Genomic DNA, 20,977 nt, shown 5'->3' with positions numbered 1-20,977 from the left:
TCATAGCGGTTGCCTTGAGCTGCAAGTAAATTTACGTTCGCGTAAACGTAATTCTGTCGCATCTGGGAGGAGCTGATGGAGCGATATGATGTGATCGTTGTCGGCGCGGGGCTTGCCGGTCTGGTCGCAGCGACAGAGGCTGTTGAGCGCGGTTTCAGTGTTTGCCTTGTGGATCAGGAGGGGGAGCAGAACCTTGGCGGGCAGGCCTTCTGGTCGCTGGGTGGTCTGTTTTTTGTTGATAGTCCCGAACAGCGCCGAATGCGGGTGCGCGACAATCTCGATCTTGCAAGGCAGGACTGGTTCGGCTCCGCCGGTTTTGATCGCTTGGAGGATCATTGGCCGCGCCGCTGGGCGGAGGCTTATCTCAATTTCGCCGCGGGGGAGAAACGTCAATGGCTGCATCGGCTGGGCATGCGCTGGTTTCCCGTGGTCGGCTGGGCCGAGCGTGGCGGTGCCCTTGCTCATGGCCACGGCAATTCCGTTCCGCGTTTCCATGTCACCTGGGGCACTGGCCCCGGTGTGCTGGCGCCTTTCGTTGAAAAGGCAAAGACCATGACGGCAAGCGGTCGGCTCACCTTTCGGTTCCGCCACCGCGTCGATCATCTGGATATCACTGACGGCAGGGTGACGGGCATTTCCGGTGTTGTTCTTGCCAGGGATCCGGTGTTGCGCGGGCAACCAAGCAGCCGGGAAGAGCAGGGTGATTTTGTCCTTTCGGCCTCGGCGGTCATCGTCAGTTCCGGTGGCATCGGCGGCAATCAGGAACTGGTGCGGCGCAACTGGCCGCTGGAGAGGCTGGGCAAGCCCCCCGCGACCATGGTCTGTGGCGTGCCTGCGCATGTGGATGGCCGTATGATCGCCATTACGGAAGCAGCGGGCGGAACGGTCATCAATCGCGACCGTATGTGGCATTATACCGAGGGCGTGAAAAATCACGATCCGATCTGGCCGGACCATGGCATTCGTATTTTGCCTGGCCCCTCGTCTTTCTGGTGCGATGCGGATGGAAACCGGCTCGCAGCTCCCGCGATGCCGGGCTTCGATACGCTCGGCACGCTTAAGATGCTGGGCGAACGCGGCAGCGGTCACAGCTGGTTCATTCTGACCAAGGCAATCATCAAGAAGGAATTTGCGCTTTCTGGTTCGGAGCAAAATCCAGATCTGACGGGCAAGGATGTGCGGCTACTGCTCAAACGGTTGGGCAAGGAGCCGCCGGGGCCGGTGCGGGCTTTCATGGAACGCGGCGAGGATTTCGCCGTCCGTGATACGCTGGAAGAACTCGTGACGGCGATGAATACCATCAACGGCGACAATCGGCTGAATATTGACCACATCCGCTATCAAATAGAGGCACGAGACCGGGAGATCGAAAACGGTTTCAGCAAGGATGCGCAGGTTACGGCGATCCACGGAGCGCGGCGTTATCTTGGTGATCGGTTGATGCGCACTGCAAAACCACATCGGTTGCTAGACCCAACAAAAGGGCCGCTGATTGCGGTGCGCCTGCATGTGTTGACGCGCAAGACGCTTGGCGGTTTGCATACGGACCTAGAGGCGAGGGTGCTGGACGCGGCCGGCAACCCTGTTCCGGGCCTTTATGCTGCCGGAGAGGTGGCAGGCTTCGGCGGCGGCGGCATGCACGGATATAATGCGCTGGAGGGCACATTCCTCGGCGGTTGCCTGTTTTCGGGCCGTGTCGCGGGGCGTAGCGTGCTGGCTTAAGCCCACACGGCTCACGCTTGAGCGCGCAGCTCGTCCGGCCCTGTCTGGAATTGCAGCCGCGCAAGTCTCGCATAAAGGCCATCCTGGCGGATAAGGCTCTGGTGCGTGCCTTCCTCGATGATACGGCCCTCATCCATCACCAGAATGCGGTCGGCCTTCAGCACAGTGGCGAGGCGATGGGCAATGACGATGGTGGTGCGGGTTTTCATCAGCTCATCGAGCGCCTTTTGCACCAGCGTTTCGCTTTCGGCATCCAGTGCGGAGGTCGCTTCGTCAAGAAGCAGGACAGGGGCGTTGCGCAGGATGGCGCGGGCAATGGCGATGCGCTGGCGTTGACCGCCGGAAAGCGTTACGCCGCGCTCGCCCACCTGCGTGTCATAACCATCGTTCAGCCGGGCGATGAAGCTGTCTGCCTGAGCGGCGATAGCGGCCGTGCGCACTTCTTCGCGTGTCGCAGCCGGCCGACCGAATGCGATGTTATCGTGGATGGAGGAGGCAAAGATCGCCACATCCTGTGGAACAATGGACAGTCGCGCGCGCAGATCGGCAAGGCTAACATCGCGGATATCGACGCCATCGATGGTGATGCGGCCCTCCTGCGGATCGTAGAACCGCATCAGCAGCGAAAAGACCGTGCTTTTTCCCGCCCCGGAAGGGCCGACGATGGCGACGGTTTCGCCGGCATTGACCTTGAAGGAGAGGCCGGAGATGATCGGGCCACCGGTTGCGAGTGGATAAATGAAACCGACATTCTCGAATGCCGCTTCGCCGCGCGGCGGCTGAACCATCGAAACGGGTGCTGACGGTTCGGCAACGGGCGAGCGCTCGTTCAGCAGTTCGGAAAGCCGTTCAGCCGCGCCGCCCGCCTGCGCCAGTTCACCCCAGACTTCGGAGAGCTGGCCTAGGCCGCTTGCCGCGATGACCGAATAAAGCACGAACTGGCCAAGCGTACCCGCCGTCATGCCGCCGGACAAAACGCTTTGCGCGCCATACCAGAGAATGCCGACGACGCTGCCGAAAACGAGCGCGATGGCGACGGCGGTGAGGATGGAGCGGGCGCCTATCGCCGCCCGCGCACCCTGATAGGCTGCTTCTACGGAGGCGCCGTAGCGGGCATTCGCAAGCGCCTCGGCGTTAAAGGACTGCACGGTGCGGCTCGCCCCGATCGTTTCCGAGGCATAGGCGGCGGAATTGGCCAATGTGTCCTGCGTATTGCGGGAGCGGGCACGAACCGAGCGCCCGAAAGCAATCAAAGGAAAAACGATGAACGGGATGGCCAGGAGCGCGAGGCCGGAAAGGCCGGGGCTGGTATAGATCATCATCGCCACCGCGCCGCAGCACATGATGATGTTACGCAGCGCAACGGAAGCTGACGAACCGAACGCCGAGCGAATCTGTACGGTATCCGTGGTCAACCGCGAGGTCAGCTCTCCCGAGCGGTTGGCATCGAAAAACTGCTGCGACAGCGTGGTGAGATGAGCAAAGACATCCCGGCGCAGATCGGAAACGACCCTTTCGCCGATGGTCATGACATAATAATAGCGCATGGCGCTGGCGAGAGCGAGAAGGACGGCAATGGCCAGAAGCACGGCGAAGTAGCTGTTGATCATGCCACCGTCCGGCGTCTGGAAACCGTGATCGATGATACGGCGAACGGCAAGCGGCAAGGCAAGTGTCGTGGCGGAAGAAAGCACAAGCGCAAACAGGGCCGCCGCCATCAGGCCGCGATACCGCCTGAGATAGGGAAACAGGCCAAGCAGCGGCTTCAGGTTTCTCTGTTTAGCCGCTTTCTGCTCTTCAATGTCTGCCACGTCCGCTACACTCCTCGTTCCGTGCCGTTTTTCGGCCTTTTGCGGGTGAATTTCCGGCGCGCGGTAAAATTCTAGTCCCTGTGGCTATCTCCTTTCACAAGGGGATAGCAGGCTCTTGTTATCTGGGCGACCTTCATGTATAGGCTCCGCATCGAATTGGGAAGCCATAGCCCATCAGGACTATGGCTTCATTTATTGAAATGGCTCAGTTGACGCAATTGCGGCAAATGGACCGCACGTCACTTAACCAGGAAGATTGTCATGAAGGCTGATATCCATCCCGCTTATCACACGATCAAGGTCGTCATGACCGATGGCACCGAATACGAAACCCGCTCGACCTGGGGTTCGGAAGGCGCAGTCATGAACCTTGAAATCGACCCCAAGTCCCATCCGGCATGGACGGGCGGCAACCAGCAGCTTATGGACCGCGGCGGTCGCGTTTCCAAGTTCAACAAGCGTTTCGGCGGCCTCGGCCTCTAATCCACTTGTGGACGGATCATTTAAAAAAAGCCCGGTTTTACCGGGCTTTTTTATTGTCTGTCGATCCGGTGAAACGAGCCCATTGTAGGCCAAAACAAAAAAGCAGGCCTATGAGCCTGCTTTTCAAATTGTCTGGATAAGGTCGTCTTTTCTCAGTTGATCGAGAAAGCCGTGCGCAGAAGGTTAAGCTGCGCCTGCACGCTGTTTTCGTTGTCAGGTACCTTGGTGGCTTCGGACGGGCGGTAGATTTCGCGGTCGAGAAGGGCAACGCGGTTCTGGAGGCGGAGCGACCGCTCGATGAGGTCACGGAAGGACTCAGGCAGGTCGTTCCAGCCCGGAGCGTTGCGATCGACGTTGAAGCTGTCGAGCCGCACCTTGCTTTTTTCGCTGAGAACCTGATCGCGTGTCATCTCGCCATTGTTGACGGCGCGCTGCAGAAGCAGCCAGGACGCCATCTGCATAAGGCGGGTGGTGAGGCGCATCGATTCTGCCGCGTAAAGGACAGACGCCATGCGCGGCAGAACCTTTGAAGCGGTACGACCGGCTCCATCAAGATAGCTCGCCGTTTCCTCAACCAAGGTCATGCCTTCGGTATAGAGGGTCTTGAACTGGTTGGAAGCAGCCGCGCGACCCGCAAAGCTAATGGTATTTAAAACCTGTTCCGACATTTTCTTTAAATCCCTGCTCACGCACCACACTGTCAGGCAACGACGACCGGTAATATTTTGTTCCGGCCTTTAGTGTTTTCAGGATGGTATCTTTACCTGAAATGCGCAAGGCAATTATTAAAGAAGGGTTAATACCCACAGTTTTACGAAATCTGGTGATCGGTAAAAAAAGAGCCGCGAAAGCGGCTCTCAAGGTAAAACAGGGAGAAAAATCAGACCAATTCGCCGTATGGAGAAGATGCCTGAGGCCCAGAAGAACTGGACATGTATAGTAATCTCTCAGAAAGCTTAATTTTTGGTTAATGGTAAACGAAAGACTGCATCAGAATCGTTAATCTCGTATGCCTTTCCGGCAGCAGCTTATCGAGTTAAGACTTGGCCGGAGGTTTTGCTGAAGGCCGCCTGTCAGGACCGGAAGAGGTTCTCCGCCGCAAGCCGGCCGGCAGACTTCCTTTTCCTCTCCTCTTCAAGTCGGGTGATTTCGGTTTGAAGAATGTCGATGCGGTTGCTCAGCTCGTCCACCGAAAGAAGGCTGAGATCGCTGCCGATCTCATGCGCTACCGGTTTTTGCGGATGGTCATCGTCCAAGAGGCTCATATGCCTGCTCCTTTTTCAACATGGTCGCCATCGTCCTCGGGATATTGCGGCGCGCGCGGGTCAAGCGCAATGCTTTCCGGTGTCACGAGCGGTGAGGGCGTTGTCGGCATCATCGTCGAGAAATTGTCCTTTTCGGCGTTCGAAAGCGTGGCGCGCTGACGGCTTCTGATGATGGCATAGGCCGTGATCAGCACATGGGCGACGGCTGTCACCAGGAACAGTGCATAGGGGCCGGAATAGGTCATGACCGCACCGCCGAGCGTCGGGCCGATGATGGTGCCGATGCCATAAAGCAGTAGCAATCCACCGGAAACCTTGACGAAGTCTTCCGATGCCGCAAAGTCGTTGGCATGCGCCACGGCGATGGGATAAAGCGCGTTGGCGGCGGCGCCGTAAATGGCGATCATCGGAATGAGCACATAGACATCATGCGGCTGCACGGCCGCCACGGCCAGGCCCGCAACCGCGCCAAGCCCCGCCAGTCCTGCAAGCACATAACGGCGGTCAATCCGGTCCGAAAGGCGGCCTGCAGGAAACTGGGCGAGTGCGCCGACGAAAATCGTGACGGAAACCATGATGGCGATCATGGTCGGATCAAGGCCCGCCCGCGCGCCGAAAACGGCGCCAAGTGTACCGTAAGCACCATTAGCGATGCCGATCATCAGGATACCGACGAAGGAGACCGGCGAATTCCGATAGAGGGCGGGTAAGTCCAGCTTCACCTTTTGCAAGGGCTGGGGACTGGCAGCCTTAGAAAGCGTGGCCGGCAGAATGGCGATGCAATAGATGATGCCGCAGATCATGAACAGCGAGCTATTGCTGATATCGCCCATCGGCACGATCATCTGCCCAGCCACGACGCCAAGCAGCGTTATGGCGATATAGAGCGAAAAGATCATGCCGCGGCTCTCATTGGTCGCGCGCTCGTTCAGCCAGCTCTCGATGATCATGGAAGTGCCGGCGGTGCAGAAGCCTGTAAGCGCGCGGAGCGTAATCCACCAGACATCATCGATAACGAGGCCGGTCATCAGCACGGTCAGGCAGACAAGCGCCACGAAGGAGGCAAATGCCCGCACATGCCCCGCACGGCGCACGATGGCGGGCGCCACAAAACAGCCAATGACGAAGCCTGCCGCCCAGGAGGTGCCGAGAAAGCCCAGAATTTCATTGGAATAGCCTTCCGCCGAACCGCGCATGGGTAGCACGAGACCCTGAAGGCCGTTACCGAGAAAAAGAAACAGAGTGCTGGATAAAAGAGCGAATACGGGTAGAAGATTTCTGCTCATGAAGACACTCTCATGCGTTCGAACGTATGGTCGGCAGGCCATAAGACGGGGGTTACCCGAATGAGTTGCACTCTTCTGGTGAACGGTAAAAATGTCCAGCCTGTGACGATGCAGAAATAAAGAAAAGGCTCAATAAATGACAAAGGCGATCGGCCTTTTTTTACTGCTGGCGATGATTGTGCAGATCATCCGCCCCTTGGGCCTGCCCGGCCTCAAGAAAAGAGGCGATTGCTGGAAGATAGCGGTTGCCGCCTTCGTCATCTGGTCGGCGACGCTGCTTTTGCGCCCATAAAGAAAAAGCCGCCCAAGGGGCGGCTTCAATTTTCTATAAATGCCTGGGAGCTTGCCTCAGGCAGCCTTTTCGAGTTCCTGCTTCCAGTTGCCCTTAGCAGCCAGGGTGTTCATCATCGCGCGATGAGTGAAAGCACGCTGGCCGGCGGCGACATTTTCCTGCTTGCCGCCCCACGCCTTGAGTGCGGTGTCCTGAAGGGCGCGGCCGTACGAATAGGTCAGCGACCAGGGCAGGTCGTAACCGGCATTCATGGCGGAGAGATGCGCCGTCGCCTCTTCGGAGGACTGGCCGCCGGAAAGGAAAGCGATGCCGGGAACTGCAGAAGGCACGGTCGCCTTCAGAACCTTCACGGTCTTTTCCGCCACTTCATCAACGGAAGCCTTGCGGGCATTCTTGCCGTCGATGATCATGTTCGGCTTGAGGATCATGCCTTCAAGGTTGACGCGGGCGTCGAACAGATCCGCGAACACGGTCTGGAGAACCCATTGCGTGACTTCCGCACAGCGATCGATATCGTGCGTACCGGGTTCGCCGTCCATTAGCACTTCCGGTTCCACGATCGGCACGATGTCTGCCTGCTGGCAGAGGGCAGCGTAACGGGCGAGCGACTGGGAGTTTGCCTTGATCGAACCCCAGCTCGGACGCTGATCACCGATGGTGATGACGCCGCGCCACTTGGCGAAACGCGCGCCGGCTTCATGGTACTTGCGCAGGCGCTCATACAGGCCGTCAAGGCCTTCAGTGATGAATTCACCCGGGTGGAAAGCCATCGGCTTGGCGCCGATATCCACCTTGATGCCCGGCAGGCTGCCGGCGGCCTTGATGATGTCCACGAATGGCGTACCGTCGGCGGCCTTCTGGAACAAGGTTTCTTCGTAAAGGATGACGCCGGAGATGCACTTCTTCATGGCGTCGTCGGAGCGGAACAGCATTTCGCGATAATCGCGGCGGGCGGTCTCGGTTGATTCCAGGTTGATGCTGTCGAAACGCTTCTTGATCGTTCCTGTGGATTCGTCGGCGGCGAGCAGGCCCTTGCCGTCTGCAACCATTTTGATTGCGATGTCTTCGAGACGTTCGGTCATTTGCTATTCTCCCAAGGCACAATAAATTCCCGATAACAGAAGTTCCAGGGCAGGGAAATGGCATGCTAACTCATTGAAACGATTGAAATCATTTCAATCGTTTGAAACTTTCCTCCCATGCGCACTTACCAAAAAACAAGGCCGGCCAAGCATCGCTTGTCCGGCCTTGTGTCAGGCAAGTGTGGGAAGTCTACTTGGCGGCGGTCAGGATGGCAACGCCCGGCAATTCCTTGCCTTCCATCCATTCGAGGAAGGCACCGCCTGCCGTCGAGATATAGGTGAAATCGTCCGAGACTCCGGCATGGTTGAGTGCCGCGACCGTATCGCCGCCACCGGCGACGGAGACGAGCTTGCCGGCCTTCGTGCATTCGGCGGCATGTTTTGCGGCAGCAACGGTTGCCGCATCGAAGGGCTCGATTTCGAAGGCGCCAAGCGGGCCGTTCCAGACCAGCGTTTCCGCGCGCGAAATCCAGGCTTTGATGCTTTCAACCGATTTTGGGCCGACATCGAGAACCATGGCGTCAGCGGGAATGGCGTTGATATCGACGATTTCATTTGCCGCACCGGCCTTGAATTCGCGGGCAACTACGCCGTCTTCCGGCAGTACGATCGCACAGCCGGATGTCGCCGCCTCGATCATGATCTGTTTTGCGGTTTCGGCAAGGTCGTGCTCGCACAGGGACTTACCGACTTGTGCGCCACGCGCGGCAAGGAAGGTATTGGCCATGCCACCGCCGATGACGAGGGCATCGACCTTCTTGACGAGGTTCATCAGGAGATCGATCTTGCTTGAAACCTTGGCGCCGCCGACAATGGCGACGACCGGGCGAACAGGCTGGCCAAGGCCTTTTTCCAGTGCCTCAAGCTCGGCCTGCATGGTGCGACCGGCATAGGCGGGCAGATGACGCGCCAAGCCCTCGGTCGAGGCGTGCGCACGGTGCGCGGCAGAGAAGGCGTCGTTCACATAGATATCGCCATTGGCTGCCAGAGCCTCGACGAAGGCGGTGTCATTCTTCTCTTCGCCTTTGTGAAAGCGGGTGTTTTCCAGAAGCAGGATATCGCCATCATTCATTTTCGCGACTGCGTCGGCTGCCGGCGCACCGATGCAATCGGATGCGAAGAAAACGGCGTGATCCAGCACTTCCTCGACCGCAGGCACGATCTGGGAGAGCGACATGTCGGCGACAGGTTCACCCTTGGGGCGACCGAAATGGGCGAGCAGAATGACTTTTGCGCCTTTTTCGGAAAGCTCCAGAATGGTCGGTGCAACCCGCTCGATACGGGTGCTGTCCGTCACTTTGCCATCCGCAACCGGCACGTTGAGATCAACACGGACAAGGACGCGCTTTCCGGCAATATCGTTAAGGTCATCGATGGTCTTGAAGGCGGGCATAGGTCGATCCTGATTTCGTTGCGAGTTCGGGACGGACCATACTATGCCTGATTGCCGACGCAAGCCGGTCAGGCCTCATTTTCTCTTGCCTCGTCTGAAGGCGCGGAAATGCCCTTGCCGGCAGCGGTGGAGCCCGACTGGCGCCGCTGCGCCAGATAAGCGCGCACGCGGCGGAGAATTTCCGAAAAGCTGATAAAGATCGGCAGGCCGATAGCCGGTTCGACCGGCTCAAGCGAAATTCCGATCCCGGTAATCGCCTCATGTTCGTCCAGCGCCCGAACGATGAGAACAATAGAACCAAGGCGCACCCGGTCGGCATAATCTGCCTTGCCGGAAAGGCGCGCCTCGATCAGTTCCGCGATGCTCATGGCATGCTCGTTGGCCGAAATAAGGCCAGGGCCGTAGGCGGCGTCAAGCTCCGTGGCCGGACGCGCGGGAGAGATTGCAAAGATTCCAAAGAAATCGGCGTCGTCATCCGCAACGGGCAGGGCGCTTGCAAACAGCCGGTCTATCAGCCGCGTATAACCGGGCGCGATAAAAAGATAGACGAGATCATTTTCGCGCAGGCGCCCGGCATATTGGTAGCGAATGGATTTGCCATCACGCACGACGAGCGAAGGCATCGCCCAGCGGGGAATTCGCTCGCCCTGCATGATGGCGCTGCCTTTGGCCACGCGGTAGGAAATCAGTTCGTGATTGGCAGTGCCGGGAAGGTCCACTTCCAGTTTGTCGACATCACCCATGCGCGGCGGCACGATCAGCCCGAGCCGTGTTGCCACCGGCTTGATGGTCCAGCCTTGCAGCAGAAGCGACACGAGCACGATGATGAAGGCGGCATTGAAATAGATTTGCGCATCGTCCAGGCCGCCAAGAATGGGCATGATGGCAAGCAGGATGGAAACCGCTCCACGAAGGCCCACCCATGCCACGAAGGAGGTTTCCTGCTGGGTATAGTTGAAGGGCATGAGGCTGAGCCACACCGCAAGCGGGCGGGCGACAAAGATCAGGAAAAGCGCAAGCAGCACGGCCGGAATGGCAATCGCTGGAAATTGCGATGGCGTTGCCAGAAGGCCGAGCATCAGGAACATGATGATCTGGGCAAGCCAGGTCAGCCCTTCATGGAAACGGCGGATGGTCTCCTTGGCAAAAATCCGGCGGTTGCCGGCAACGATGCCCGCCACATAGACCGCAAGAAATCCACTGCCGCCAATAGCGCCGGTGAAGGAGAAGACCAGCAGGGCAAGAGCCAGCACGAAGATCGGCGCCAGCCCGCGGTCGGCAGCGAACCGGTTGACGACTGTTGCGATCATGACGCCGCCGAGCAGGCCGAAAATAACACCGAGACCCATTTCCTCGACGAACAGCAGCAGGAAGCCGGTGTCGATGCCGGCCAGTCCCTGTCCCTTGGCGATGATCTCGACCAGCGCGACGGTGAGAAAAATCGCCATGGGATCATTGGTGCCGGATTCGACCTCAAGCGTTGAGCGGACCTGATCGCGGATATGAATGCCGCCGATGCGCAAGAGAAAGAATACGGCTGCCGCATCCGTAGAAGCGACGATGGCGCCGAGCAGCAGGCCTTCCAGCCACGACAGTCCGAGCAGCAGGGCGGCAGCGCCTGCGAAAAACACGGATGTGAGGATGACGCCGACGGTGGCGAGGGCGACGGCGGGCGCTGCCGAAAGCCGGAAGGATTGTATCGACGTACCGAAACCGGAATCGAAAAGGATGACGGCGAGAACGAGCGAGCCGAGCATATAGGCGAGCGGATTGTTGGTGAACTGGATACCGAGGCCATCCACGCCTGCCGCAAGGCCAATCATCAGGAAGAGCAGCAGGAGCGGTGCGCCGAACCGGAAGGCGATGAGGCTTGAGAACGCTGCGACGAGAACCAGAACAGTTGCCACCAGCAACAGAAGATAAAATGATTCCACGTCCACCGCCTCTTTCAAACCGCGCTGGCCGTCGCAATCAATGCCCTGCACGTTTGCAGTCAATGCGCCACGGGTTGCGGTCTGTCAGCGCTGTTGTGGGTGGCGATGAAAGGCGACGCAAGGCGGGGTGTATCGAATGATACGGCAGGGCCGAAGTGCATTGCGCACGACCGTTGTCCCTGTTCTTCTTGTCCGTTTCAAAGTGGACCAGACGAAGGCAGGAAATGGGATTTTTTTCGGCGCCCGGGCGAAACGTTCATGGCGGGCAGCGCTGTGGATGTTCCGCGCAAACAATTCGCGTGCCGGCGTTTCGACGTAACATAGAGACAATGCAGCTACGTTAGTTGTCGCGTCCGAGTTGCTTTCACCATGACCGGAGCGATCGGATGAAACGGAAATCCATTACTATATTTATTGCCTTGCTGGCGGTCGGCCCAATTGTTTCGGGCTGTTCGAGCACGGAACAGACGGCTGAAAACATGGCCGCCCAACGCGAGCGTTGCCGGGTGTTTGGTTACCCTGAAGGTTCGCGTGATTTCGCTGACTGCATGATGAAGCTTTCCATGCAGCAAAGCGATTTGAGGCAACAGACTTTCGATACGATCTGGAGCGGTAGCAGTTCGGATCAGATTATCATCAACAACAGGAAATAACGGGTTGTGCAGCTCATCAGGCTTAGTCGGCTTGGTCTCATGCGCCTCTTGCCGGGCGATGGTTTTCGATCCGAAGCGCCCGCCTTGCTTCAGGAGCGATGCCGGCGGGTCCCTCGTCCGCCGGCAATTTTTTGGCAAAGAAAAACCGGCAGGATTGCGCCTGCCGGTTTTTCTTAATTCGCGAACCGTGGTGCCTGTTCAGATGGTCTTCGCAAATGCGACGGCCGTATCCGACATGCGGTTGGAGAAGCCCCACTCGTTGTCGTACCAGGAAAGAACGCGCACGAACTTGCCTTCCATGACCTTGGTCTGATCGATCGCGAAGATCGAGGAGTGGCTGTCGTGGTTGAAGTCGCGGGAGACCAAAGGCTCTTCGGTGTAGCCGAGAATGCCCTTCAGCTTGCCGTTGGAAGCGGACTTGATTGCTTCGTTGACTTCCTCAACCGTCGTGTCGCGCTTGGCGATGAACTTGAAATCGACGACCGAAACGTTCGGGGTCGGAACGCGGATCGACGTACCGTCCAGCTTGCCCTTGAGGTGCGGCAGAACGAGGCCAACGGCCTTGGCTGCACCCGTCGAGGTCGGGATCATGGAAAGGGCTGCGGCGCGGGCGCGGTACAGATCCTTGTGCATGGTGTCCAGCGTCGGCTGGTCGCCGGTGTAGGAGTGGATCGTCGTCATGAAGCCGTGATCGATGCCAACGACGTCATCGAGAACCTTCACAACTGGCACGAGGCAGTTGGTGGTGCAGGACGCGTTGGAAATGACCAGATGGTCTTTCGTCAGCTGATCGTCGTTGACGCCGAAGACAACCGTGAGGTCAGCGCCGTCAGCAGGAGCGGAAACGATGACGCGCTTGGCGCCTGCCGTCAGGTGGGCAGCGGCCTTGTCGCGGGCGGTGAAGATGCCGGTGCACTCGAGCGCGATGTCGACACCCAGTTCCTTGTGCGGCAGCGTTGCCGGATCGCGAACGGCCGTAACCTTGATCGGCTTGCCGCCGCCAACGATGATCGTGTCGCCTTCGACCTTCACATCTGCCGGGAACTTGCCGTGGATCGAATCGTAGCGCAGCAGGTGGGCGTTGGTTTCAACCGGGCCGAGGTCGTTGATGGCAACGACTTCGATATCGGTGCGGCCGGATTCGACGATGGCACGCAGAACATTGCGGCCGATGCGGCCAAAGCCGTTAATGGCAACTTTTACAGTCATTTATAGTCTCCCGAACAAGATATGTGCTTGGTCTTTGCGGAATGTGAGGGCTTGGGAAGCCCTCATGCAAGTTTTGCCTCGACTGCGGCGACGACAGCTTCCGCCGTGATGCCGAAGTGCTTGAAGAGATCCTTCGCCGGCGCGGACGCACCAAAGGAATGCATGCCGACGAAAGCGCCGTCGGAGCCGATGAAGTAATCCCAGCCCTGGCGGATGGCGGCTTCCACCGCAATTTTGACCGGAGCCTTGCCGATGATGGCGTTGCGGTAGGTTTCCGGCTGTTCCTTGAAGAGCTCGAAGCAGGGAACGGAAACGACGCGGGCGGAAACGCCCTTGTCCTTCAGCGTCGCTGCGGCCTTGAGCGCTACTTCCACTTCCGAACCGGATGCAAAGATCGAAACCTTGGCATCGCTTGCGGATACGAGTTCGTAGGCGCCGTAAGCGGAAAGGTTCTTTTCTTCGTATTCCTTGCGCGAAGGCGCAAGGTTCTGGCGGGTGAGCGCCAGCGCCGAAGGACGATGCTTCTGCTCAAGCGCCAGCTGCCAGCATTCCGCCGTCTCGGTTTCATCCGCCGGGCGGAAGACGAGCAGGTTCGGGATGGCGCGCAGCGCGGCGATCTGCTCCACCGGCTGGTGGGTCGGACCGTCTTCGCCGACGCCGATGGAATCATGCGTCAGAACGTGGACGACGCGGATGCCCATCAGGGCAGCCAGACGGATCGACGGACGGCAGTAGTCTGAGAAGATCAGGAAGCCGCCGGCATAGGGAATGAGACCGCCATGCAGTGCGATACCGTTCATGGCTGCTGCCATGCCGTGTTCGCGGATGCCGTAGTGCAGGTAACGGCCGGAGAAATCCGTCGGGGTGATGGACTTCATCTGGCTGGTCTTGGTGTTGTTGGACGGCGTCAGGTCGGCAGAGCCGCCGATCATTTCCGGCAGAATGCCGTTGATGACTTCAAGCGAGTCTTCCGAGGCCTTGCGGGTCGCAACGGTCGGGTTGTTCTCGATGATCTTCTTCTTGAAGCCATCGATCGCGCTGTCGAAGTTGCCGGGCAGATCGCCGGCGAAGCGGCGCTTGAATTCGGCCTTCTTGCCGGCTTCGGTGGCTTCGAGACGGGCTTCCCAGTCCTGACGGGTCTTGGTGGAGCGCAGGCCGGCGAGACGCCATGCATCCAGCACGTCTTCCGGAATGACGAAAGCTTCGGCTTCCCAGTTGAGGCTCTTGCGGGCGGCGGCGATTTCTTCGGCGCCCAGCGGGTTGCCGTGAACCTTGTGGGTGCCCTGCTTGTTGGGTGCGCCGAAACCGATCACGGTCTTGCAGGCGATGAAGGTCGGGCGGTCGGATTTATGTGCAGCTTCGATCGCGGCGGCAATCGCATCCGGATCATGGCCGTCGACGCGTATGGTGTTCCAGTGAACAGCCTGGAAGCGGGCGATCTGGTCGGTGCTGTCGGAAAGGCCAACTTCACCGTCGATGGTGATGTTGTTGTCATCCCAGAACAGAACGAGCTTGTTGAGTTTCAGATGGCCGGCAAGCGCGATGGCTTCATGGCTGATGCCTTCCATGAGGCAGCCGTCACCACACAGCACATATGTGAAGTGGTTCTGCAGATCGGAGCCGAATTCTTCTTCCAGCTTGCGTTCGGCGATTGCCATGCCAACGGCGTTGGCGATGCCCTGGCCGAGCGGGCCGGTCGTCGTTTCGATGCCGGTCGCGTGGCCATATTCGGGATGGCCGGCAGTCTTGGAGCCGAACTGACGGAAACGCTTGATCTCGTCGATCGTCATGTCCTCGTAGCCCGTCAAATAGAGCAGCGAGTAAAGCAACATCGAACCATGGCCCGCAGACAGCACGAAGCGGTCACGATCCGGCCACAGCGAGCTCTTGGGATCGAACTTCAAAAAGCGGGTGAAAAGAACAGTGGCGACATCAGCTGCGCCCATCGGCAGGCCGGGATGGCCGGAGTTGGCCTTCTCTACTGCATCCATGGCAAGAAAGCGGATTGCATTGGCCATCCGGTCGTGTTTGTCGCGAGAAATCATGGCTTTTCCGTCTGTTTCCGGGTGAAGGGAGATAGTTTTACGCAACTATCCAAAAAGCGGGTTGATCCATAGCAGGTGAGGCAGGCAAGTCAATAAATCCACGGGCAATTGCGGTTCTCTCAAGGATAAAAATCGTTTAGCAAAACGGGTGTCTCGAGAAAAATCGTGCGATATGTGTCGCCGTTTCCTCGTTCATCCACAGAGCAAAACGCCTCAATGCACTGGTTTGATTGACGTGATGATAAATCGGGTAATAACCTCTTGGATGTTGAAAAGGCCTGAAACCGGACGATTCGGCCGGTTACTTGCGAGTTGGAAAAAACGATGTCGGCTGAGAAGACCGTACAATCTGCGGTGACGGAGCTGAGCGCTGCCATCACAAATCTCGAAAATGCCATCGATATGCGTATCGAACGGCAAAGGGAGACGGGCGAAATCGATAACGAGGTCAAGCGGGTCCATGTCGATCGCGCAAGGCTCGCGCACGAGCTGGACCAGGCCGAGTTTCGCGCCAATCGTCTCGAAGAAGTCAACCGCGAGGTTTCCCGCCGTCTGGTGACGGCGATGGAGACGATTCGCGCGGTGCTGGATCGATAGGGAGCGGTTTCATGGCGCAAGTTACTGTTATGATCGACGGCAAGGCCTACCGCATGGCTTGCGAGGCAGGGCAGGAAGAGCACCTGACCGATCTCGCTACCCGTTTTGACCGTTATGTGGGGCATCTAAAGAGCCAGTTCGGCGAAATCGGTGATCTGCGCTTGACCGTCATGTCGGGCATCATGGTGATGGACGAACTTTCCGAGCTCAACCGCAAGATCGAAAAGCTGGAGGGGGAAATAGCGTCCCTTTCTCGCAACCGCGACGGTATGGCCGAACACAAGGCAAGATCGGACGAGATGGTTGCCGTTGCCATCAGCGATCTGGCCGACCGTCTGAACGGTATTACCGAAAAACTCCTGGCGCGGCCAAAGCCTGCGGCGCATTGATCGCCGGCAAAGCTTTCCAGCAACAAAATTCGTTCGTGGCCCTCTGGTGGTTTGGTTGGATACGTCCTATATCTAACAGGCGTTCTGCGCTTCCCGACAGGAACCACAATCCCTGGGGCCATACTCGATCCAAAGGGAGCTGTCCCTGGCCAGTCCCGTGGGGCTGGACACATGGCGCCCACCTACATTTGTAGGCACCCAGGATCGTAAATCTCCATCGGTCGCCGTGGATCGCACTTGAAGTTTCGGGTCACTCCCCGATTCTTCTTCTGACTCATATAGTGTCGACAGTTATTTTTCATTGCTGCCGGAGACGGCTTTTTTATGCTGCTGTCATTGCAATGGCGGAACAATTCCCTATTATCTCAATTGGTATGTCTGTCATGCCCTTTTTTTTGAAAGAGGGCGCTGCGGCCAAAACCGCGACGTGCCGTTCAACAGCCCAAAGAGCTAAACTTGTTTACTGAAATTATGATCGTGGTCCTGCTCACCGTATTGAACGGTGTGCTTGCCATGTCCGAGCTTGCCGTTGTCTCCTCCAGACCGGCGAGGCTCAAGGTGCTTGCCGCGCACGGCAGCAAGGGCGCCACGATGGCGCTCGGTCTTTCCGAAAATCCCGGACGCTTTCTTTCCACGGTGCAGATCGGCATCACGCTGGTCGGCGTTCTCTCCGGTGCGTTTTCCGGTGCCACCCTCGGCGCCCGGTTCACGGCATGGCTGTCGGTGCAGGGCGTCCCCGATCGGGTTGCCGATGCGTTGGGCGTGGGCTCCGTTGTCGTCGCCATCACCTACCTGTCGCTGATCGTCGGCGAATTGGTGCCGAAGCAGATTGCGCTGCGCGATCCGGAAAAGATCGCTGCCCGTGTTGCACCCACCATGGTGATGCTCTCCAAGGTCGGCGCGCCGCTGGTCTGGTTTCTCGACAAATCCGGCAAGGCCATCCTTGCGCTTCTCGGCCATAGCGGCACGTCCAATGCATCGGTCACGGATGACGAAATCCGCACGGTTCTGGCGGAAGCTCATAGCGCCGGCGTCATCGAAACCGAGGAATCGGCGATGATCACCAGCGTCATGCGCCTTGCCGACCGCAATGCCCGTGGCCTGATGACGCCGCGCCGCGACGTGGAAGTCGTCGATATTGAAGACAGTGCGGAAGAAATCCGCGTTCAGCTTCGGGAAACGCAGCGTTCCCGCCTGCCCGTGCGCAACGGCGCTTCCGATGAAATTCTGGGCGTGCTTTTCGCCAAGGACGCTTTCGATGCGCTGGCATCCGGCAAGGAGCTGAATGTGCGCGAGCTTCTGCGCGAAGTTCCCGTCGTCTCGGATCTGACGAGCGCTGTCGATGTCATCCAGTCATTGCGCCGTTCCACCGTGCATATGGTGCTGGTCTATGACGAATACGGCCATTTCGAAGGTATCGTCAGCTCTGGCGACGTTCTGGAAGCAATCACAGGTGCCTTCCAGGAAGACAATGACGAGGAGCCGGCGATCGTCGAGCGCGAGGACGGTTCGTTCCTCGTTGCCGGCTGGATGCCCGCCGATGAGTTCGCTTACCGCATGGGCTTCCAGATCGACGAAGACGCCGAGTTCGAGACCGTTGCCGGTCTGGTGCTTGACGAGTTCCGTCGCCTGCCGGAACTGGGCGAACACATCACCCGCAACGGCTGGCGTTTTGAGGTCATAGACCTTGATGGACACCGTATCGACAAGGTGCTCGTGAGCCGGGCTGCCTGATGTCTGGCGACATCGCCGAAAAAGCAAGGCTGCGCGGCGAAAGGCTTGCCGCGCGTGATGCGTTGCCACAAGCCGAGCGTCAGCAAAAAAGCGAGGCGATGACGGCATATGGTGCATCTGCCATTCCGTTCTCGCCAGGTGCCGTTATTTCCGGTTTCATGCCCATCCGTTCAGAGGCCGATATTCGGCCGCTGATGGAGGCACTGCGGACAAGAGGCGGGCGCCTCGCCCTTCCCGTTGTGCTGAACCGGGAGACCATCGTTTTCCGCGCCTTTGATGCGGATGCACCGCTGGTGAAGACGGGCTTCGGCACGACCGGTCCGGCGGAGGACGCAGAAGTTCTCGATCCGGATATTCTGCTCGTCCCGCTTTCCGTCTTTGACGGGCAGGGTCAGCGTATCGGTTATGGCGCGGGTCATTATGATCGCGCTATTGCGAGATTGCACGGCAAAGGCCGAGCCCCCGTTCTCATCGGCGTCGCATTTGATTGTCAGGAAGTGCCATCCGTGCCGGCGGAGCCGCATGACGTGCCGCTTCAGGCGGTTCTGACGGAGAGTGGCCTGCGCTGGTTTTCGGCTTAGCCGTTGATGACCGATGGGAAAAAGGCGCTTTAGCACTTTTTAAAAGATGGATTACCCGTTAGAGGGGACGGAATTTAGGAACATGCGCAAGATCGGGGCGGGTGAATGAGGCTTCTTTTTCTCGGAGATATGGTTGGCAAGACCGGACGCACGGCTGTCTGGGACAGGTTGCCCGGGCTTGTTTCCGATCTGAAGCTCGATTTCGTCATCGTTAATGGCGAAAACGCCGCCGGTGGTTTCGGCATCACCGAGGATATCTATCTCGAAACCATCAATGCCGGTGCGGATGTGGTGACGACCGGCAACCATGTCTGGGACCAGAAGGAGGCCGTTTCCTTCTGCGAGCGCCATGACCAGTTCCTGCGGCCAGCCAATTATCCCGATGGTACGCCTGGCAAGGGCTCGGGCATCTTTTACGCCCGCAACGGCGCGCGTGTGCTTGTCGCCAACATCATGGGCCGGGTCTTCATGCATCCGGAACTGGACGATCCCTTCAAATCGGCGGAGAACATTCTCGCTGCCTGCCCGCTGAAGGAGCAGGCCGACGCCATCATCTTCGATTTCCACGCGGAAGCGACGAGCGAAAAACAGTGTTTCGGTCATTTCGTTGATGGACGCGCAAGCTTCGTTGTCGGAACCCACACCCATGTTCCGACTGCTGACGCCCAGATCTTGAACGGTGGCACGGCCTATATGTCGGATGCCGGCATGTGCGGTGACTACGACAGCTCGCTTGGCATGGAAAAGGAAGAGCCGATCAACCGCTTCATTTCCAAAATGCCGAAGGGCCGTTTCGAAGCCGCCAGTGGACCTGCGACGATCTGTGGCGTCGGCGTCGAGATTTCCGACCGGACCGGCCTTGCGGAAAAGATCGCACCGCTGCGAATTGGCCCGAGGCTCTCCGAAACCCTCCCGTCCTTCTGGGCGTGAGCTTTCGGCTTCTAGCGCTGATCACCCGTTCACAATGACGAGATCGTGAGCGTTCCGCCGCTGTTGGCGCTGGACGCCCTGCAAAACCTGCCTCATCTTCCTTTCTTCGCAAGTTCGAGGGAGTGGCATGATGCTGCGCGTGCTAATGCTTGCAATGGCCGGACTGGTTGCGTGCGCGGGAGCGGCCTTTTCCCAGGCTGGAAGCCGACCTCCCGTTAGCCAGTGCCAGGCAATCGCCCGCAACATTCCCGGCGTCATGTTCGCCAGCTTCAAACCGGCAGGTGCCCAGCTGGCGCAGGCCACGGCTAAGGAAGAGGTGAAGATCAGCTTCATCGGCCATTCCACCTATCTCATCGAAAGTCCTGGCGGCGTGACGATCGCCACAGATTATAATGGCGTCTATCGCCCACCGGTCACGCCGACAGTGGTGACGATGAACCGGGCGCATATGACGCATTTCACTCTCAGTCCGGATCCGGCCATTCAGCATGTGCTGCACGGTTGGAGCGATACGCCCGGAGAAAAGGCCGAGCACAAGCTTCTGGTCGGTGATGTTTATATCCGCAACGTCGCGACTGACATTCGCAACCGCTGGGGCGATTACGAATCCTTTCAGGAAAACGGCAATTCCATTTTCATCTTCGAGGTCGCGGGGCTGTGTATCGGCCATCTCGGCCATCTGCATCACGAACTGACGGACAAGCATTATGCCGAAATTGGTCGTCTGGATGTGCTGATGGTTCCAGTGGATGGTGGTTTGACGATGGGGGCCGACAGCATGAGCCGCGTGGTCAAGCACCTGCGCTCAGCATTGATCTTGCCCATGCACCGCACCGGGCCGCCGTTGGAGCAGTTTCTGACGATGTTTGGGGAAAGCTTCCAGATCGCCTACGCAAAAGATGCGATCATCCGGGTCTCAATGAGAAACCTTCCCCGCCAGCCGCAGATACTGGTGCCAAAAGGCATGTAGTAAAGCGACCGGCGAGGAAAGTCGGGGGAGTCGTATCTCAGGCGAAGGCGAGGTGCTGGCGAACGCCGACATCAGGCATTTTATCGTCGGACATATTGGCCTTGGCGATTTCCCAGCCGAATTTTAGCGTGCTGTCAGTCGAGGCCCAGATTTCCGCGTCGTCAACATGCAGCGCCAGCATCGTCAGTTGCGGATCGCTCTTACCGTGCTCGTACCAGGCTGCGGTGACGGAGTTCCAGTATTCTTCGATCTTTGTCCTGTCGTCGCGCGCCTCGAGTACACCCGAGAGGCAGGCGTGATAATCATGGTCCTTGCCGACGACACAAAAATGCGCGCGAGAACCCGGCTTCAGCGTTTTGACGAGATCGGTGTCTTTCTTGGAGAAAAACCAGATCGTGTTGGTCTTGGGGTCGGCGTGCGGTGCCATCGGCTGCATATGATTGTGCAGGCCCTCGAGGCCAAGCATGCCGGCATGGACCGAATTGACCTCATCCCAGAGCTGGCGGGCAGGGTTTTCTCTTGCTTCAGTCAGGCTGACCATGTGTTTCCTCCGTTGGGTTTGCTGCGGCGACCGGGAGGGTGAAAAATGTCCCGCTCTTCC

The 20,977-nt window shown here is 58.5% G+C and carries 20 protein-coding genes and 1 other RNA gene; 11 read left to right on the top strand and 10 right to left on the bottom strand.

The annotated features are described in order from the left end of the window. Window positions 1-75 precede the first annotated feature (75 nt). Complete coding sequence (locus AB4Z23_RS06865) at window positions 76-1,722, top strand: FAD-binding dehydrogenase (RefSeq protein ID WP_173994098.1); 1,647 nt, start codon at window positions 76-78, stop codon at window positions 1,720-1,722. An 11-nt stretch (window positions 1,723-1,733) separates the two neighbouring features. Here AB4Z23_RS06865 and AB4Z23_RS06860 read toward each other — a convergent pair whose 3' ends face one another. Then, a complete protein-coding gene (locus tag AB4Z23_RS06860) occupies window positions 1,734-3,533 on the bottom strand; it encodes an ABC transporter transmembrane domain-containing protein (RefSeq protein ID WP_111788891.1) in 1,800 nt (599 codons plus the stop codon). Window positions 3,534-3,794: 261 nt separating this feature from the next. On the opposite strand from AB4Z23_RS06860, the gene rpmE reads away from it, so the two are divergent. Next, entirely contained in the window at window positions 3,795-4,016 is a 222-nt protein-coding gene (rpmE, locus tag AB4Z23_RS06855) for a 50S ribosomal protein L31 (protein ID WP_003506183.1), read from the top strand. Window positions 4,017-4,168: 152 nt separating this feature from the next. On the opposite strand, the gene rcdA is transcribed toward rpmE, so the two are convergent. The 3 genes from rcdA to AB4Z23_RS06840 all read right to left on the bottom strand — a co-directional run bounded on the left by rcdA (window position 4,169) and on the right by AB4Z23_RS06840 (window position 6,567). Beyond that, window positions 4,169-4,684 (bottom strand): protease adaptor protein RcdA, encoded by a 516-nt coding sequence (rcdA, locus tag AB4Z23_RS06850; protein WP_003511419.1) that lies wholly within the window; start codon window positions 4,682-4,684, stop codon window positions 4,169-4,171. 405 nt (window positions 4,685-5,089) lie between these two features. Next, window positions 5,090-5,281 carry a DUF1192 domain-containing protein gene (locus tag AB4Z23_RS06845; RefSeq protein WP_111788890.1) on the bottom strand — a complete coding sequence of 64 codons (192 nt, stop codon included), beginning with the start codon at window positions 5,279-5,281 and terminating at the stop codon, window positions 5,090-5,092. Continuing rightward, on the bottom strand, window positions 5,278-6,567 hold the full coding sequence (locus tag AB4Z23_RS06840) for an MFS transporter (protein ID WP_003511417.1): 1,290 nt from the start codon (window positions 6,565-6,567) through the stop codon (window positions 5,278-5,280). Before AB4Z23_RS06840 ends, AB4Z23_RS06845 begins: the two co-directional genes overlap by 4 nt. Before the next feature lie 136 nt (window positions 6,568-6,703). Here AB4Z23_RS06840 and AB4Z23_RS06835 point away from each other — a divergent pair, with 136 nt between their 5' ends. Further along, a complete protein-coding gene (locus tag AB4Z23_RS06835) occupies window positions 6,704-6,859 on the top strand; it encodes a hypothetical protein (protein WP_013761835.1) in 156 nt (51 codons plus the stop codon). 56 nt (window positions 6,860-6,915) lie between these two features. Here the strand turns inward: AB4Z23_RS06835 and AB4Z23_RS06830 are convergent, their stop codons facing one another. From AB4Z23_RS06830 to AB4Z23_RS06820, 3 genes are all read right to left on the bottom strand, one after another. Next, a complete protein-coding gene (locus tag AB4Z23_RS06830; RefSeq protein WP_003511414.1) occupies window positions 6,916-7,941 on the bottom strand; it encodes a class I fructose-bisphosphate aldolase in 1,026 nt (341 codons plus the stop codon). Between the two features lie 190 nt (window positions 7,942-8,131). After that, window positions 8,132-9,334 (bottom strand): phosphoglycerate kinase, encoded by a 1,203-nt coding sequence (locus AB4Z23_RS06825; RefSeq protein ID WP_003511413.1) that lies wholly within the window; start codon window positions 9,332-9,334, stop codon window positions 8,132-8,134. A 68-nt stretch (window positions 9,335-9,402) separates the two neighbouring features. Further along, window positions 9,403-11,268, bottom strand: coding sequence for a potassium/proton antiporter (locus AB4Z23_RS06820; RefSeq protein WP_026330715.1), 1,866 nt, complete (start codon window positions 11,266-11,268; stop codon window positions 9,403-9,405). Between the two features lie 386 nt (window positions 11,269-11,654). Here AB4Z23_RS06820 and AB4Z23_RS06815 point away from each other — a divergent pair, with 386 nt between their 5' ends. After that, the gene (locus AB4Z23_RS06815; RefSeq protein WP_019564907.1) at window positions 11,655-11,921 is read left to right on the top strand and encodes a hypothetical protein; all 267 of its coding nucleotides are present in this window, start codon (window positions 11,655-11,657) and stop codon (window positions 11,919-11,921) included. Window positions 11,922-12,119: 198 nt separating this feature from the next. Here AB4Z23_RS06815 and gap read toward each other — a convergent pair whose 3' ends face one another. Both gap and tkt read right to left on the bottom strand, forming a co-directional pair. Continuing rightward, window positions 12,120-13,130: a type I glyceraldehyde-3-phosphate dehydrogenase gene (gap, locus tag AB4Z23_RS06810; RefSeq protein ID WP_003511409.1), complete on the bottom strand. Its 1,011-nt coding sequence runs from the start codon at window positions 13,128-13,130 to the stop codon at window positions 12,120-12,122. Between the two features lie 62 nt (window positions 13,131-13,192). After that, window positions 13,193-15,175, bottom strand: a complete 1,983-nt coding sequence (gene tkt / locus AB4Z23_RS06805; protein WP_421406759.1) for a transketolase — start codon at window positions 15,173-15,175, stop codon at window positions 13,193-13,195. A gap of 324 nt (window positions 15,176-15,499) precedes the next feature. Here tkt and AB4Z23_RS06800 point away from each other — a divergent pair, with 324 nt between their 5' ends. From AB4Z23_RS06800 to AB4Z23_RS06770, 7 genes are all read left to right on the top strand, one after another. Further along, window positions 15,500-15,772, top strand: coding sequence for a DUF4164 domain-containing protein (locus AB4Z23_RS06800; RefSeq protein ID WP_003511407.1), 273 nt, complete (start codon window positions 15,500-15,502; stop codon window positions 15,770-15,772). An 11-nt stretch (window positions 15,773-15,783) separates the two neighbouring features. Beyond that, window positions 15,784-16,161, top strand: coding sequence for a cell division protein ZapA (locus tag AB4Z23_RS06795; protein ID WP_003511406.1), 378 nt, complete (start codon window positions 15,784-15,786; stop codon window positions 16,159-16,161). Between the two features lie 78 nt (window positions 16,162-16,239). Continuing rightward, window positions 16,240-16,398, top strand: a non-coding RNA gene (ssrS, locus tag AB4Z23_RS06790) — 6S RNA. A gap of 234 nt (window positions 16,399-16,632) precedes the next feature. Beyond that, window positions 16,633-17,895 (top strand): hemolysin family protein, encoded by a 1,263-nt coding sequence (locus AB4Z23_RS06785; protein ID WP_003511405.1) that lies wholly within the window; start codon window positions 16,633-16,635, stop codon window positions 17,893-17,895. Continuing rightward, the gene (locus tag AB4Z23_RS06780; RefSeq protein ID WP_003511404.1) at window positions 17,895-18,476 is read left to right on the top strand and encodes a 5-formyltetrahydrofolate cyclo-ligase; all 582 of its coding nucleotides are present in this window, start codon (window positions 17,895-17,897) and stop codon (window positions 18,474-18,476) included. The genes AB4Z23_RS06785 and AB4Z23_RS06780 overlap by 1 nt, the downstream gene beginning before the upstream one ends. 105 nt (window positions 18,477-18,581) lie before the next feature. Beyond that, window positions 18,582-19,406 (top strand): TIGR00282 family metallophosphoesterase, encoded by an 825-nt coding sequence (locus tag AB4Z23_RS06775; protein ID WP_013761826.1) that lies wholly within the window; start codon window positions 18,582-18,584, stop codon window positions 19,404-19,406. A 127-nt stretch (window positions 19,407-19,533) separates the two neighbouring features. Then, window positions 19,534-20,376 carry an MBL fold metallo-hydrolase gene (locus AB4Z23_RS06770; RefSeq protein ID WP_421406761.1) on the top strand — a complete coding sequence of 281 codons (843 nt, stop codon included), beginning with the start codon at window positions 19,534-19,536 and terminating at the stop codon, window positions 20,374-20,376. 37 nt (window positions 20,377-20,413) lie between these two features. Here the strand turns inward: AB4Z23_RS06770 and AB4Z23_RS06765 are convergent, their stop codons facing one another. After that, a complete protein-coding gene (locus AB4Z23_RS06765; RefSeq protein ID WP_003511401.1) occupies window positions 20,414-20,917 on the bottom strand; it encodes a pyridoxamine 5'-phosphate oxidase family protein in 504 nt (167 codons plus the stop codon). Window positions 20,918-20,977 lie beyond the last annotated feature (60 nt).

It is taken from the genome of Agrobacterium sp. MCAB5 (assembly GCF_052114365.1).
Classification (GTDB): Bacteria; Pseudomonadota; Alphaproteobacteria; order Rhizobiales; family Rhizobiaceae; genus Agrobacterium; species Agrobacterium tumefaciens.
The sequence above is the reverse complement of the archived record's forward strand: the minus strand, read 5'-3'. Positions and strand labels throughout refer to the sequence as shown.